This window comes from Pauljensenia sp. UMB3104 (assembly GCF_030217285.1).
In the GTDB taxonomy this organism is placed as follows: domain Bacteria; phylum Actinomycetota; class Actinomycetes; order Actinomycetales; family Actinomycetaceae; genus Pauljensenia.
In genome coordinates this window covers 1-13,328 of the sequence record NZ_JASONN010000033.1, presented here as the reverse complement: position 1 = coordinate 13,328, position 13,328 = coordinate 1, and the positions used below count along the sequence as shown (strand labels likewise).

Annotated in this window: 14 protein-coding genes and 1 pseudogene; 3 read left to right on the top strand and 12 right to left on the bottom strand. The window is 60.1% G+C overall.

Annotated elements, in window-relative coordinates; genetic code table 11:
- The 4 genes from QP415_RS10205 to QP415_RS10190 form a co-directional block, all read right to left on the bottom strand.
- Positions 1-670 (bottom strand): DUF421 domain-containing protein (locus QP415_RS10205; protein WP_285099941.1); only part of this gene is annotated, 670 nt, incomplete at its 3' end.
- Position 671: 1 nt separating this feature from the next.
- The gene (locus tag QP415_RS10200) at positions 672-1,121 is read right to left on the bottom strand and encodes a DUF3290 domain-containing protein (protein ID WP_285099940.1); all 450 of its coding nucleotides are present in this window, start codon (positions 1,119-1,121) and stop codon (positions 672-674) included.
- Between the two features lie 158 nt (positions 1,122-1,279).
- The gene (locus QP415_RS10195) at positions 1,280-1,735 is read right to left on the bottom strand and encodes a hypothetical protein (protein WP_285099939.1); all 456 of its coding nucleotides are present in this window, start codon (positions 1,733-1,735) and stop codon (positions 1,280-1,282) included.
- Positions 1,735-2,322: a TetR family transcriptional regulator gene (locus QP415_RS10190; protein ID WP_285099938.1), complete on the bottom strand. Its 588-nt coding sequence runs from the start codon at positions 2,320-2,322 to the stop codon at positions 1,735-1,737. Before QP415_RS10190 ends, QP415_RS10195 begins: the two co-directional genes overlap by 1 nt.
- A gap of 259 nt (positions 2,323-2,581) precedes the next feature.
- On the opposite strand from QP415_RS10190, the gene QP415_RS10185 reads away from it, so the two are divergent.
- Positions 2,582-3,430, top strand: a complete 849-nt coding sequence (locus tag QP415_RS10185) for an aldo/keto reductase (RefSeq protein WP_285099937.1) — start codon at positions 2,582-2,584, stop codon at positions 3,428-3,430.
- A 199-nt stretch (positions 3,431-3,629) separates the two neighbouring features.
- Here the strand turns inward: QP415_RS10185 and QP415_RS10180 are convergent, their stop codons facing one another.
- Positions 3,630-4,499, bottom strand: coding sequence for a DUF2262 domain-containing protein (locus QP415_RS10180; RefSeq protein WP_285099936.1), 870 nt, complete (start codon positions 4,497-4,499; stop codon positions 3,630-3,632).
- A gap of 148 nt (positions 4,500-4,647) precedes the next feature.
- Positions 4,648-4,845, bottom strand: a complete 198-nt coding sequence (locus QP415_RS10175; RefSeq protein WP_285099943.1) for a type II toxin-antitoxin system Phd/YefM family antitoxin — start codon at positions 4,843-4,845, stop codon at positions 4,648-4,650.
- A gap of 126 nt (positions 4,846-4,971) precedes the next feature.
- Here QP415_RS10175 and QP415_RS10170 point away from each other — a divergent pair, with 126 nt between their 5' ends.
- Positions 4,972-5,106, top strand: coding sequence for a hypothetical protein (locus tag QP415_RS10170; RefSeq protein ID WP_016461505.1), 135 nt, complete (start codon positions 4,972-4,974; stop codon positions 5,104-5,106).
- 73 nt (positions 5,107-5,179) lie between these two features.
- On the opposite strand, the gene QP415_RS10165 is transcribed toward QP415_RS10170, so the two are convergent.
- From QP415_RS10165 to QP415_RS10155, 3 genes and pseudogenes are all read right to left on the bottom strand, one after another.
- Entirely contained in the window at positions 5,180-7,021 is a 1,842-nt protein-coding gene (locus QP415_RS10165) for a DUF262 domain-containing protein (protein WP_083326506.1), read from the bottom strand.
- 63 nt (positions 7,022-7,084) lie between these two features.
- The gene (locus QP415_RS10160) at positions 7,085-7,648 is read right to left on the bottom strand and encodes an integrase core domain-containing protein (RefSeq protein WP_285099935.1); all 564 of its coding nucleotides are present in this window, start codon (positions 7,646-7,648) and stop codon (positions 7,085-7,087) included.
- 111 nt (positions 7,649-7,759) lie between these two features.
- A pseudogene (locus tag QP415_RS10155) lies at positions 7,760-8,029 on the bottom strand (GMP synthase (glutamine-hydrolyzing)); the annotation flags it as partial.
- A gap of 78 nt (positions 8,030-8,107) precedes the next feature.
- On the opposite strand from QP415_RS10155, the gene QP415_RS10150 reads away from it, so the two are divergent.
- Positions 8,108-8,953 (top strand): class I SAM-dependent methyltransferase, encoded by an 846-nt coding sequence (locus QP415_RS10150; RefSeq protein WP_016461509.1) that lies wholly within the window; start codon positions 8,108-8,110, stop codon positions 8,951-8,953.
- 619 nt (positions 8,954-9,572) lie between these two features.
- Here the strand turns inward: QP415_RS10150 and QP415_RS10145 are convergent.
- The 3 genes from QP415_RS10145 to QP415_RS10135 form a co-directional block, all read right to left on the bottom strand.
- Positions 9,573-10,397, bottom strand: a complete 825-nt coding sequence (locus QP415_RS10145; RefSeq protein WP_016461510.1) for an alpha/beta fold hydrolase — start codon at positions 10,395-10,397, stop codon at positions 9,573-9,575.
- A gap of 520 nt (positions 10,398-10,917) precedes the next feature.
- Positions 10,918-12,474 (bottom strand): glutamine-hydrolyzing GMP synthase, encoded by a 1,557-nt coding sequence (guaA, locus tag QP415_RS10140; protein WP_285099942.1) that lies wholly within the window; start codon positions 12,472-12,474, stop codon positions 10,918-10,920.
- A gap of 151 nt (positions 12,475-12,625) precedes the next feature.
- Entirely contained in the window at positions 12,626-13,210 is a 585-nt protein-coding gene (locus QP415_RS10135; RefSeq protein ID WP_285099934.1) for a biotin transporter BioY, read from the bottom strand.
- Between the last annotated feature and the right edge of the window lie 118 nt (positions 13,211-13,328).

The following is a 13,328-nucleotide window of genomic DNA, read 5'->3' as shown; positions in this document are numbered from 1 at the left end:
AACCCACACTCCAACTCAGCGCATAACCCACCCCGAAGGACACAAAACGATTACACCACTCCACAGGACTTGACCCCAGGAACACCTGCTTGACCGAGGAATACCCCAATTTCTTGAGCTCCTCCTTGATCCACGCTTTATCTTTGCCGGCGAGAAGGAGACCGTCGGGCACGAGCTGACCGTCGGTCACGAGCGGCAGGAGCGAGCGACTACTCCCGTCACCGCGCACACGAATCGTCAACGACCCATTAGTTTCCATGATCGCCGCAACAACATCGCCCATACTGGCAATCTTCTGCTCACGCAGGCTCCGACTGAGTCCCTCCGCGGTCATTCCCACCTTCGCACAGCGGGCAATATCCACTTCACCATCACGAACGATCAGCTCGGGCTGACAGGCCGCAAGCTTCTTAAAGGCTTTACTGCTATCGATCAGGATTTTCGTCGCGATAACAACGAGTGACCAAATCAAAATAATGATCAGAAACTGGAGCACCGTCACCGACGAGTTATAGATAACGCCGCCGATAATGCCACCCAGCACGTAGTTCTGCACCTGATTGAGAGGCGTATTCAGTGAGAAGTCGCGCTTTCCCAGGATGTTGATCTGGAGCAGCATCGTGAGGATACCGAGCGCGAACTTGATAGCCGTCAGCGTGTAGAAGTCCATGTCAGTGCTCCCCATTCACGTAGACGCCATGGTCGATGATGTGCGTGCGCTCAAGAGTGAAGGAATTGCTGTCATTATTGAGGTGGACGGTGTAGTCCTCCTCGTTAAAGCGCACGATCATCCCGTCCTGCAGGGACGTCTTATTCACCATGACATCACGCGCCTGGACACCGTGATCGACGGCGACACCCTCCATGAAGCCCACGAGCAGCTGCGCCTGCGACTGCTGATCGCTGACCTTCAGGTATTGCTCGGTCTGGATTCCCAGCAGGACGAGCGAAAACACGAGGAGCCCAATGCCCGCGTCACGCCAGCGAGTTTTCACCCGGTTATGCAAATACAGGGCACTAAAAGCGAGAGCCACAACGAGCAAGACGATGATCGCAGCTAGACGCCGTGTCGCGTCCAAACTCTGGTGCGACACAATGTAGTCGAGGGTATAGAAGTTCATGCGCTATCCATATTTTGCGGGTCACTCAAACAGGGTCACACTAGCACCGCCACCAACATGGACAGTGCAGCACTCACAGCGGACACACGAAGCAGCAGCACTGGGGGCGCGACGGCCTCGCCCATTGACGAGGCCTTGGCTGAGAAAGCGTGAAACGCTCAGTTGGTCCCGTGAAACGCCCAGGCGCGGCCGCGCGCGCCCCGCGCAATGTAGCTGACGCCCGCCAGGGTCAGGGCGAGGCCGAGGCCCGTATAGAAGAAGGCGATGAACCAGTCGGGGAAGAGTCCTGCGGCGCGCATGCCGATACCAAACGACATCATGATCGCCATCATCAGGTAGCTCTTGCGATCAAAGAAGCGGACGACGTGGTGGCGCTCCCCCTCCAGGTCGGCGATGCGTTGGGCGTTCTTTTTCACGAGCTTGCTGAACATGGGGTGGAAGGCGCAGAAGATGGTGATGGCACCGCCCGCGAGCGCAACGAGGACGAGCGCGGCAAGGCCGCGCAGGTCGATGGCCGCGCGCACGCCCAGGATTGCGACGTTCAGGCCGGCGAGCAGCCAGACGATGCCGGCGACGGCAATCAGGGACTGCTTCATGATGCGGAATCGACTCATTATTTTGTTTCCTTTTCGTCTGCGGTGTCGTCATACAGGGCGGCGTCGAGGAGGGCGAACAGCGTCTCACACTCGCCGCCATCCATGAGCGAAGCGAAAATACTGCGCAGCACGTAGCGACACAGGGCCCGGGCGTTCATGGAGCCGACGAGCCGGCAGCGATCCACGGCCTCGTCCGCGTCGAGGACGCGCCCGAGCCCGCGCTCAATGTGGGTGAGCATGGGAGCACGCACGGCCTCAAGGGCTTCCTGTTCGCCGCTGGGAAGGCGGCGCATCTCCGCGAACCAGTCGACGCTCATGCCGACGCGCGCGGCGCACAGGGCCTCGCGAAATCGCCGCACGTAGGAGGTGAAACATTCGCCGGGGCGCACGGCGCACAGCTCGTCGGAGAGGTTCTCTTCGAAGAAGCGGGTGAGCACGGCGGCCGTCAGGTCCGCCTTGGTCGGGAAGTAGCCGTAGACCGAGCCGACCGCGATGCCGCACGCGGTGGCGACCTTGCGCACGGAGAGCGCGGAGATACCGTCGCGCGAGGCGATGGCGTAGGCCTGGCTGACCAGTTTCTCCGGGTCGATCACTTGTTTGGGCACGAAATCCTACTGTCTTGCGAGCTGCGACAATCCTTAATGAACAGTGTTCAGTATAGGGTCGCCCAGTCTCACGTCAACAGCAGAACCATGGAATCACGACACTGTCACCACAAACAGCAGCACATCACACGTCCAGATACACCCACCACCATACAAACCAACCTGGAATAGGAATACGCTGGCAGTCAGCAGCGTCAGCACGGTTCAGCGCCACACTGCCGAGCCATCGCACGCCGCTCACGATAACAAAGGAGTTCACATGGACCACATCACCCTGAACAACGGCGTCACTATTCCCCAGGTCGGCCTCGGCACCTACCTGCTGGAGCCGGACGATGCCCAGTCGGCGGTCACCTACGCGCTCGACAACGGCTACACGCTGATCGACACGGCGAACGTCTACGTGAACGAGCGCGCCGTCGGGCGCGGCATGCGCGCGTCTTCCAAGGCGCGCGAGGAGATTTTCCTCGAGACGAAGCTCTGGCCCTCGTTCTTCGAACGCGCCACCGCCGTCGACGAAACCCTCGAGCGCCTGGGCACGGACTACATCGATCTGATGATCCTGCACCAGCCCGCCGGCGACACGGTCGCGGGATACCGCATCCTCGAGAAGGCGCACCAGGAAGGCAAGATTCGCGCGATCGGCCTGTCGAACTTCGATGTCGCCCAGACGCAGCGAATCCTCGACGAGTGCGAGGTCGTCCCCACCATCAACCAGGTCGAGTGCCACCCCTACTTCCCGCAGACCGAACTCAAGGCGCTCCTGGGGGAGCACAACATCGCACTGCAGGCGTGGTACCCGCTGGGCGGACGCGGCAACGACTCGATCATGACCGAACCCCTCATCCAGGGCCTCGCGGAGAAGTACGGCAAGTCCCCCGCCCAGGTGTTGCTGCGCTGGCACATCCAGCAGGGGCACGTCGTCATCCCGGGCTCGAAGACACCCTCGCACATCACGGACAACATCGACCTCTTCGATTTCGCGCTGACGGACGAGGACATGGCTCAGATCAATTCCCTCGACAAGGGAAAGCCGTTCTTCGAGCACAACGACGAGGTCCTGGCGGGCTTCCTGGCATACGTGCCCGACGTGGAGGGCCAGAAGTAGTCACATTCCCTGCGCACCCAAGCGCGACCCACGATTGCGTCATTTGATTCCCTCGCGGACTACGCGCACATAACGAGGCCACCCTGCTTGGCGGGGTAGGCCTCGTTAGCATTCTCTTCCCTGGCGTTTTTCGTGCAATGTGCCCGCTGATGCCTCCACATCGACTCGATAGCGCCACTGCAGCGAGCGCTCAGGACGTCTAACCCGCCATCACCGCCGAGGCCACCCCATCGGCCAGGGTTCCGTACACCACGACGCAGTGCCCGAAGAACATATCGTCGTCATCGAAGTAGGCGGAGAACGAGCCGTCCGGATCCATCGCGATACTAGTGAGTTCGATCCGCTGCGCGAAGCTCTCTTCGGTGATCTCGGGGACCTCCTCGTCGGCTGACTCACGCCATTCACACGCAAGCTGTGTGAGCTCCCGCGCGGCGAACGCCCGCATGTCGCGATCCCACCGGTCTTGATCGGTCATCATCTGCTTCATGGCGGCCACGGCAGCAGTCCAGGTGTCTTCGCTGGACGAATCAACCTCCAGAGAGATGTCGATGTCCTCACCCCGCCACGAGATGCCTCCCTCGAACATGTCGAGGTCCTTGTCGAGGGAGAGCTCGCCCAGCTCCTCGTCGTTGAGGACTACCGGCCTGCGATACTCAGCCAGGACCTCGTCCAGTGCAGGACACGGAGGATTCTCTTCGAGGAGCTCCACGACCAGGAGGCGGTTCTGCGAGGAGGCGCTCACACCCTCGGGAATCTTGTGCGGAATCCTCTTGCGCGCCTTGAGGCGGTACACCGCCTCCCGACGGAAGCGATCGAGGATTCCTCCGGCATCGCTTTCCTCGTCGCTGACGGGATAGACTATCCGGCCGTCACCCGTGTGCAGTGCACCGGTCTGGCAGTCCACATACGCAATGAAGTAGTGCGAGACGTCCCAGAATCCGTTCATCTTGCCGGCCCCGCTACCGCCGGCGAGCAGGACGAGGATCTCCTTGGCCTCTTCCTCGAAGGTGCGTTCCCATTCAGCCTGCGTCATGTCGTTTTGTGAGCGCATGTATTCGAGCAGATCCACGTGCCATCCTCCTTGATCAATGGCCTCCGCTTCGCTACGACGAACCCTACCCCACGCGAGGCATCATGAACGCCATCAAGACCACCGAAGCGAGCAATCGCAGCCGAATGGATGGCGCATACGTCATCCTGAGAAAACGCGAAAGCGTTCACTTCGCGAGCTCTTCAAACACGTCCGCGTAGGCATCCATGAAGTCAACAGCGACATCGACAGCACTCTCAGACTGCTGCGCCGGTTGAATGACTACCCACGGCCTGTTGTTCTTGAGGATCGTGACAGGCTTCCCCATCCTATTCACCTCTGCTGTCACTCGCGAAAAATTGTTCTTCGCCTCGGCAAGCCCCATCGTCAGTGTCGACATACTACCCCTTTCAGTCTTAGCCATAATTATGGCCAGAATTCGACCTCAGATCAAGGCCGATGCCGCAGCCGTCTATGCGCGCTGGGGAATTAGCCTCTCGACGCAATCAACATGTTCCTCGCGAAGTCGATCGAAGTCGGAGGCCTCCCCTTCGACATGCGACCCAAGACTCCCACGTTCGATGGTCTCGAGCGCTACGCCTATCGCCCCACGATGGACTCAAACGGCGTTGCACAGCAGGTGTGAGACCTCCAAACCGCCTGAAGATTTGTCGGGGCAGGGCGGGGTAGAGCGGTCATTGCAAACCCTCCCCTAACCTCTATAGCGTGAACAGTTGGATTACTTCTTTAACGAGTTTCGCTGTTCTCGCTGTGATTGCTGCTTCGTCCCAATCGTTTCTTGAAGCAATATCGGAGTTGATATTCAAGCCGTTGAGGTAGCCAACAGAGTTGCCATCTTTATCCTTCCTGAGCTTCTTTTCCTGGAAGGAAAGATTGCTCAAGGTTGAGTTGTAACCAGTCAAAGTTAGGTTGCCGAGCTCATGGACATGATCGTTCTGAATCTGGGCGGCGAGCGCCTTGTCTCCACCGGCAATCATGGTGACCCAAGCGTCAGGTAGGTTCTTCCCCTGGGGAAGAACGTGTTCGATAGTCCAAACGTATGTACCAGAAGGAACGCGCTCCCAAAGGCCCTTCATCTCCTTGGTAACCGACGGCGTAGCCAAGCTCGTCAAAATGAACCTAGCCGTGTCAGGATTGGATTCATAAAGCGGGCCAGCAAGCATCTCAGCAAATCGATTATCGTCTGCCGAGACCGCCAGAAGCTTGGCGCGCACGAACTGCACGAGATCGTCACCAGTTTTCTTTTCATCTTCGATGCCCTCAACGATGTTGATGAAGATCCTGGTAAGGTCGCGCGTTGGAGGAGCGTCGGTAAGGTTACGCCTTACGAAGAACTTGACCAAAAGATCATTTACCTGGACCAGATGCTGATCCGTGAGCGAAAGGCTGTCCGCTCTCCGCATCAAGTGGAGCAGGAGCACATACGAGGGAACGCCCTGAATCCTTGAAAGGTTCATAAGCGACTCTTCCAAGTCGCCAGAGATGCCATCCGTGTCCACAAGCGCGATCTTCGTGTACTCCTCCGCGTTCTTGAGCAACCAATCGAGCATGCCGGCTGCATCGTTCTTAATCTGCTTCTCGTAGATGTGGAGGAGGTTTGACCTGGTTGCTACGGCTCCGAGAGGGTACTGAGCGGTTCCGGTGATGAACGGCTTGTTCACCTCTCGCCTGAACGCAGCGTATGCCTGTCTGAAGAAGCGCTCCTGAGTCTTGTAGTCCTCTCCAAGCAGGGAGAGCATGCGCTGCCACTGGTTGAAGTGGTCGTCCAGGTCCTCCTCGGTTGCGTCCTTAAAGCTGGAGAGCAGGGTGTTCTTGATGAGGTCAACCGCGCTCAAGGCCTGGCCCCTATTGTTAAGGGACTCGAACAGGGTATAGGCCTCGGATGCGTTGGAAACGCTGATCTGGACTATCACTGCGGAAAGCACTTTGTCGAGGAAGTTGCTGAAGGCCTCGTAGGCGTTGTTCGGGTGGGTTCTCTCAGGCGCTTCGACCATGGCCTCTAGTCGGGACTCGAAGTATGCGTATGCCTTATAGATCTTCCTGTTGCCTGCGTACTTGGGCCTCTTGTCCTTAATTTGATTGGAGACCCGCTCTCCCATGAGAGCCCTGTAGTCTTGGAGGTTCTGGCCTTGGACCTGGGGAACCACGCGCGTCTGCCCCTTGGACTTCTTCATGATGAGGCGGTTCTTGAGGTTGATGAGTTCGACGTTGACCTCATCTTCGTCCTCCTCGGCATCATCTTTGTGCTTGCTGAGCTGGTCGTACAGTGCAGCAAGCAGCAAACTGACGGTGGTGAGCCTCTGCTGGCCGTCGATAAGCTCGCATTGGGTCACGCCCTTTTCCGCATTGTAGCCATGGTCGATGACGATGATAGAGCCGAGGAAATAACCCTTGTCATTGTCGGAAATGTCGTCGAAGAGGTTCTCCCAGTCGCGCTTGGCCCAGGTGTACTCGCGCTGGTAGCGAGGCACATTAAACATGAGGGGTGAGTCCGTAGAGAATAGCTCGCCGATAGTCGGTTTGATTACGTCGTTGATCAACGAGATCACTCCAATTGGCCTGGTCTGGTTTTGTGGACCAGGTGTGTTGAGGGTTGTTGGTTGTTATTGGTGGTGTTGTGCCCATTGGCGTGCGTATTGGTTGGGTGAGAGCCAGCCCAGCGCACTGTGGGGGTACTCTTCATTGTAGCGGCGCGACCAGGCGCTGATCAGGGCGCGCGCGTGATCGAGGTCCTCGAACATGTTGTCCTCGAGGAGTTCGTCGCGCATGCGGTTGTGCAAGGACTCCACGAATCCGTTATGCCACGGCTGGCCCGGGGGTATGAATGCTTGGAGCGTGTCGTGCTCGCTGTCCCAGCGTCCCACGCCTGCGGCGATGAATTCGAGCCCGTTATCGGCGCGCAGCACCTGGGGTGCCCCATGGGTTAGGACAGCCAGGTCAAGCATTTCGATCACGTCGACGGCTCCCATACGCCGCTCAACGCGCAAAGCCAGGTGCTGGCGCGTGAACTCATCAACGACGATACAGACCTTCAAGACACGCCCCCTCCAATCCGAATCGAACTGGAAATCAATGGCCCACACCTGCCCCGGCGCACTAGCCTTGACCAGGCGCTGGAGGCGCGGCGCGGTGCGGGGCTTGTGGGCTTTGCGCGGACACCCGCGCAAGACGCTGAGAAAACCCCTGGCCGATCAGGCGGCTTTGCCGTGAGTCGCATACGAAACGAAACTCAGCGGCACGTTGCAGCACTTAAAAGCGCAGGTCAAAGCCCTATCTTCCTACTCCCACTCGATGGTGGCCGGGGGCTTGGAGGTCACGTCGAGGACGACGCGGTTGACCTCGGGCACCGAGTTGGTGATGCGCGTGGAGATGCGGGCCAGGACGTCGTAGGGCAGGCGCGTCCAGTCGGCCGTCATCGCATCCTCGGAGGACACGGGGCGCAGCACGATCGGGTGGCCGTAGGTGCGGCCATCACCCTGGACGCCCACGGAACGAACGTCGGCGAGCAGGACGACCGGGCACTGCCAGATCTCCTGATCCATACCTGCAGTTGCGTAGTGCGGACAAAACACGCAAACCCTCTGCAGGCGCCGCGCACCAAAATCCCACCGGCATACAATGACTAAATGACTGAAACAAGCAGGAAAGCGCAGTGGTTTTCCGATAACGAACGCAACTGGGACGACCGCGCCGAGCTGCACATGGCTGGCAACTACTACGACTACCAGCGCCTTCTCGAGGACCCGACGGCCATTAGCTCTGAACTGGCCCAAGATATCGAACGATTCGGCGATCTCACCGGCAAAGATGTTATCCACCTGCAGTGCCACCTTGGAACGGACACGATCGGGTTTGCGCGCCGCGGGGCCTCGCGCGTCATTGGCCTCGATTTGTCCGAGGCCTCACTTGCCCACGCACGCAGCATCGCCGAGCGCGCAGGCGCTGACGTGGAGTTCGTTCACGCGAACGTGTACGACGCGCGCCAAGCAGTGTCTGGAAACTTCGATCTGGTGTACACCTCGATCGGCGTCCTGTGTTGGCTGCCCGATATCGCCCGATGGGCGCAAGTCATCGCTTCCCTGCTCAAGCCGGGCGGCACTTTCTTCATCCGCGATGACCATCCGATGTTCATGACAATCGGGGAGGATATTTCCGACGGGCTCAAGATCGAGCAGCCATACTTCGAGCAGGACGCTCCGATGACGTGGGATGACGATTCAAGCTACGTGGACTCCCCCGGTGCGCCGCGGATTACTCACACAACGAACCACCAGTGGAATCATTCCCTTGGCCAGATCGTCACTGCTCTCATCAACGCTGGGCTGGTGATTGATGAGCTTGAAGAGACCCCGCGCGCTGCCTGGTGCCCGTGGCCCGAACTTATGGAACAAGATTCCACTGGCGGATGGCATCTTCGTGAGCACCCCGAACGTCTGCCCCTTCAGTTTGCGATCACCGCACACAAAAACTGAGGGCACACTCCTACTCCACTTGGATCAAGCATTTTTCGCGTGCATGTACTCGAGTAGATCTATCCCGATCTTTCCTTGAACAAACAGAGCATGCGCATGAGAATGACTACTCCCAGTTGGGTAATCGCCAATATGCAAGGGACCCCCGAAGCCATTAATTCAGGGGTCCCTCATGCTGAATTCACAGCACCAATGCGGAAGTACTACTCCCACTCGATTGTCGCATAGCCCGTTTCCGTGTAGTCAGCGGGGCAGGTGAGCTGGGATTCCTTTTACTCTTTCATTGAGAGAGCCGTGTAGTCACCCTGTAGTCAGCACTGACTACATGCGATGTAGTCACTTGAGAAGAGTATTTTCGTCCGACCGAAGAGTGATAGCTTTGACCTGCGGAAACGCAGTTCGGTTGTGCGCAACTGACTACATGGATGAAAGGGGTGCCGACGGGGTGGGCCGCTCCCCGACCCGAGAGTAACAAATCCCGAGCGAAGAGTGTTGGCGATGATCTGGGGAAATATACTCTAAAGAGAAGGAAGTAACCACATAGAACGCAATGTGGATCTACAAATGTCGCTCATCGTGCTAACGAAAATGTGCAAGAAGAGGCTGCAGTTACCCAACACTATTTCAGCGCAACCATGAGTTGCTCAATCTTACTGTTCACAAAGCTAGGATTATCAACATTCGAGTTATGCCCTGCTCCAGGTATCCACACGAGAGGGATCTTCTCACCAGCAGCCCATTTACGGTTAAACACTTTGACATCGCCAGCATGGTCCTTCTCCCCGCAGAGCAAGAGCGCCGGACAGTCAATGTTGTAAGCGCGCCTAGATTCAACAGCATCGGCGAGCATCTTGTAGCCGTGCGCGGCGAGCTCCACATACTCCTCCTTGGCGTAGCTCTCGATGAAGGAACGCATGCCGGCCTTCCCCTGGGCGGTTGTTGCCACGCCCCACGATCCCAGCACCTTCAGCCACGACCAGGGCACAAACTGGTACATCCCCTTGGTATGGCGCAGCGCTTTGACCTCCCACGTCGAGTAGTACTTCCTCTTGAGCGGCGCTGAATCAATGGAGACGAAGCCGGCAGCTTCTCTCGGATGGAGGTCGATGAACGCCTGTGCAACGTAGCCGCCGACCGACTGGCCCACAAGCACGAGGTTTTTGATGCTCTCAGCCTCCAAAATTGCGTGCAAAATACGGGCGCAATCGTCCATGGAGAAGTCAAGCGGATATGGGCGCGACTTCCCATGTGCAGGAGCATCCCATACCAGGCAGTTTGCCTTACCTGAGAAATACGCCATCTGCGCGTCGAACATGGTGTGGTCGGCAGTGAGACCAGGAAGAAATACAAGCCACGGTGCGTCCGTGTCAGCAGAAGCGTCTATCCAATAGAAGACATTGCCGCTGCTGGTGTGGTAAACGCGCTCATGCAAGGTTTGAGGCATGTTGAATCTTTCGCAATCAGGTTTTTAGCTGGACAGGCAGCCGTGGCGTCTTTGGCAGGTACTCGCTTGAGGACGACTAGATCTCCCAGACCGGGACAGCCTGCACCACTGCTTCAACGGTGTCGCGCTCGCAATACCGAAACGCACCATCGCCTCAGGCTTACTCACCCCACCGTCAACCATAGCCCTCGCTGCGGCGACCTTGGTCTCATAGTCGTATCTCGCCCGCTTTACTCCCATGACAAGAAGCCCACCCCTCCCGATCACGCGGAACATCTTCTGCCACTCTCTCACAGTCTCGGCACACACACCAAGCCTCCTGGCGCTCAAACCATAGCCAAATCCCCTCGCAAACATCTCCACCGCCTGCTCCCGAAGCAAACGATCATGCCTCAACCCCAGATCCACAGACACGAAAAGCCTCCCGTTTCTTGGACTTCAATTTCGATGTCCAAGAAACGGGAGGCAGTTCATGACGAGGCCGGGGCTATCAGTCTGCGAGCTCAGCTCGGTATGAGCGTCACTCCCACTCGATGGTGGCCGGGGGCTTGGAGGTCACGTCGAGGACGACGCGGTTGACCTCGGGCACCGAGTTGGTGATGCGGGTCGAGATGCGAGCCAGGACGTCGTAGGGCAGGCGCGTCCAGTCAGCCGTCATCGCGTCCTCGGAGGACACGGGGCGCAGCACGATCGGGTGGCCGTAGGTGCGGCCGTCACCCTGGACGCCCACGGAACGAACGTCGGCGAGCAGGACGACCGGGCACTGCCAGATCTCCTGATCCAGTCCGGCCGCCGTGAGCTCCTCGCGGGCGATCAGGTCGGCGGCGCGCAGGATGTCCAGGCGCTCGCGCGTAACCTCGCCGATGATGCGAATGCCCAGGCCCGGGCCCGGGAAGGGCTGACGGTTCACCAGGTAGTCGGGCAGGCCCAGCTCGCGGCCGACCGCGCGCACCTCGTCCTTGAACAGGGTGCGCAGGGGCTCGACCAGTTCGAAGGTCATATCCTCGGGCAGGCCACCCACGTTGTGGTGGCTCTTGATGTTGGCCGCGCCCTCGCCGCCGCCGGACTCGACGACGTCGGGGTACAGCGTGCCCTGGACGAGGAACTTCACCTCGCCGCCGGCGGCGCCAACCTCTTCGATGACCTGCTTCTGGGCGGCCTCGAAGGAACGGATGAACTCACGGCCGATGATCTTACGCTTCGCCTCGGGCTCGGTGACGCCGGCCAGGGCGGACAGGAAGCGCTCGGACTCGTCGCAGGTGATGACGCGGATGCCCATGCCGCGCGCGTAGTCGTTCTCAACCTGCTCGCGCTCGCCCGCGCGCAGCAGGCCGTGATCGATGAAGAAGCAGGTCAGCTGATCGCCGACAGCCTTGTGCACGAGGGCCGCGGCCACGGAAGAGTCCACGCCGCCGGACAGTGCGCAGATGACCTGCGCGTCGCCGACCTGCTCGCGGATCTTCTCGACCTGCTCGTCCACGATCGAACCGGCGGTCCACGTGGGCTTGATCCCCGCACCCTCGTACAGGAAGTTCTTCAGCGCGTCCTGGCCGAACTGGGAGTGGCCCACCTCGGGGTGCCACTGCAGGCCGTAGAGGCGACGCTCACGCGACTCGAAGGCCGCAACTGGGGTCTCGGTGGTGGAGGCGGTGACGGTGAAGCCCTCGGGCGCACCCTGAACGGCATCGCCGTGGCTCATCCACACGATCTGATCGTCGGGAGTGCCGCCGAACAGGCAGGAGTCACCGGCCACGGTAGCCTCGGTGTGCCCGTACTCGCGGGTGCCCGTGCGACCCACGGTGCCACCCAGGGCGTGAGCCATCGTCTGGAAGCCGTAGCAGATGCCCAGGACGGGCACGCCGGCCTCGAAAATCGCGGGATCGACGGAGGGCGCACCCTCCTCGTACACGGAAGACGGGCCGCCGGAGAGGATGATGGCGGCGGGCTCCTTGGCGAGCATATCCGCCACGCTCATGGTGTGAGGGACGATCTCGGAGTAGACGTTGGCCTCACGCACGCGGCGCGCGATCAGCTGGGCATACTGTGCGCCGAAGTCGACGACGAGGACGGGATGCATGTCAGAAGCGTTCACCCTGCCAATGGTACCCGCGCGCGCCCCGCCCCGTCGCACTCCATTACGCATGTCACCACAGCGCAGCCCGGATACGACGACGGCCCCGCCCCCGGGTGGGGACGAGGCCGACTCGCGCTGCGCTGGAGCGCGCGGATCAGCGGAAGATGGAGCGCAGCACCGGGAAGGCACCGGTGGCCACGGCGGCCTTGACCAGGTCGCCGATGATGAAGGGCACGAAGCCCTTGGCCAGGCCCTGCGCGACCGTCATGTGTGCAAACGGGATCATCCAGGCCAGGCCGAGGATGTACACGGAGAAGAGGGACACGAGCGCGGTCGGCGCCATCGTGAGGACGCGGCGGTCGGCGCCACGCTGGGCGGCCAGGCCGGCGATCGCGGCGACGAGGAAGTAGCCGAGGATGTAGCCGAAGGAGGCGAAGGCCCAGCCCACGTTCGTACCGGTGAAGACCGGAGCACCCGCGATGCCGAGGAGAGCGTACGCGGCAACAGAGACGAGGCCTCGGCGCGCACCGAGGGTCGCACCGACCGAGAGCGCGCCAAGCGTACCGAGCGAGACGGGCACGGGCGTGAAGGGCAGCGGGACCGAGATGCGGGCCAGCACGATCATGGCGATCGTACCCGCGGCGATCAGGGCGATCTCACGGACGATCGTGCCGCCGAGGCGGTCGGCGAGGACGCGGTTCTCGCGCGCGGCGACGGGGGAAGCGGTCAGGGCGGTCATGCGACACCTTTCAACAGGGCTAACAGCCTTTCATTCAACAATTGAACAATATGCTGCCCGCCACTCCCCTGTCAAGCACACCCGAGCACATCACAGGGGGCGAGCGCCACACCGGCGC

Bases quoted from the DNA above. Each gene is read 5' to 3' on its own strand.
- QP415_RS10175 (WP_285099943.1), bottom strand. From the start codon at position 4,845: ATGGGGCTTGCCGAGGCGAAGAACAATTTTTCGCGAGTGACAGCAGAG.
- QP415_RS10170 (WP_016461505.1), top strand. From the start codon at position 4,972: ATGTTCCTCGCGAAGTCGATCGAAGTCGGAGGCCTCCCCTTCGACATG.
- QP415_RS10200 (WP_285099940.1), bottom strand. From the start codon at position 1,121: ATGAACTTCTATACCCTCGACTACATTGTGTCGCACCAGAGTTTGGAC.
- QP415_RS10150 (WP_016461509.1), top strand. From the start codon at position 8,108: ATGACTGAAACAAGCAGGAAAGCGCAGTGGTTTTCCGATAACGAACGC.
- QP415_RS10145 (WP_016461510.1), bottom strand. From the start codon at position 10,397: ATGCCTCAAACCTTGCATGAGCGCGTTTACCACACCAGCAGCGGCAAT.
- QP415_RS10185 (WP_285099937.1), top strand. From the start codon at position 2,582: ATGGACCACATCACCCTGAACAACGGCGTCACTATTCCCCAGGTCGGC.
- QP415_RS10195 (WP_285099939.1), bottom strand. From the start codon at position 1,735: ATGAGTCGATTCCGCATCATGAAGCAGTCCCTGATTGCCGTCGCCGGC.
- QP415_RS10135 (WP_285099934.1), bottom strand. From the start codon at position 13,210: ATGACCGCCCTGACCGCTTCCCCCGTCGCCGCGCGCGAGAACCGCGTC.
- guaA (WP_285099942.1), bottom strand. From the start codon at position 12,474: ATGCATCCCGTCCTCGTCGTCGACTTCGGCGCACAGTATGCCCAGCTG.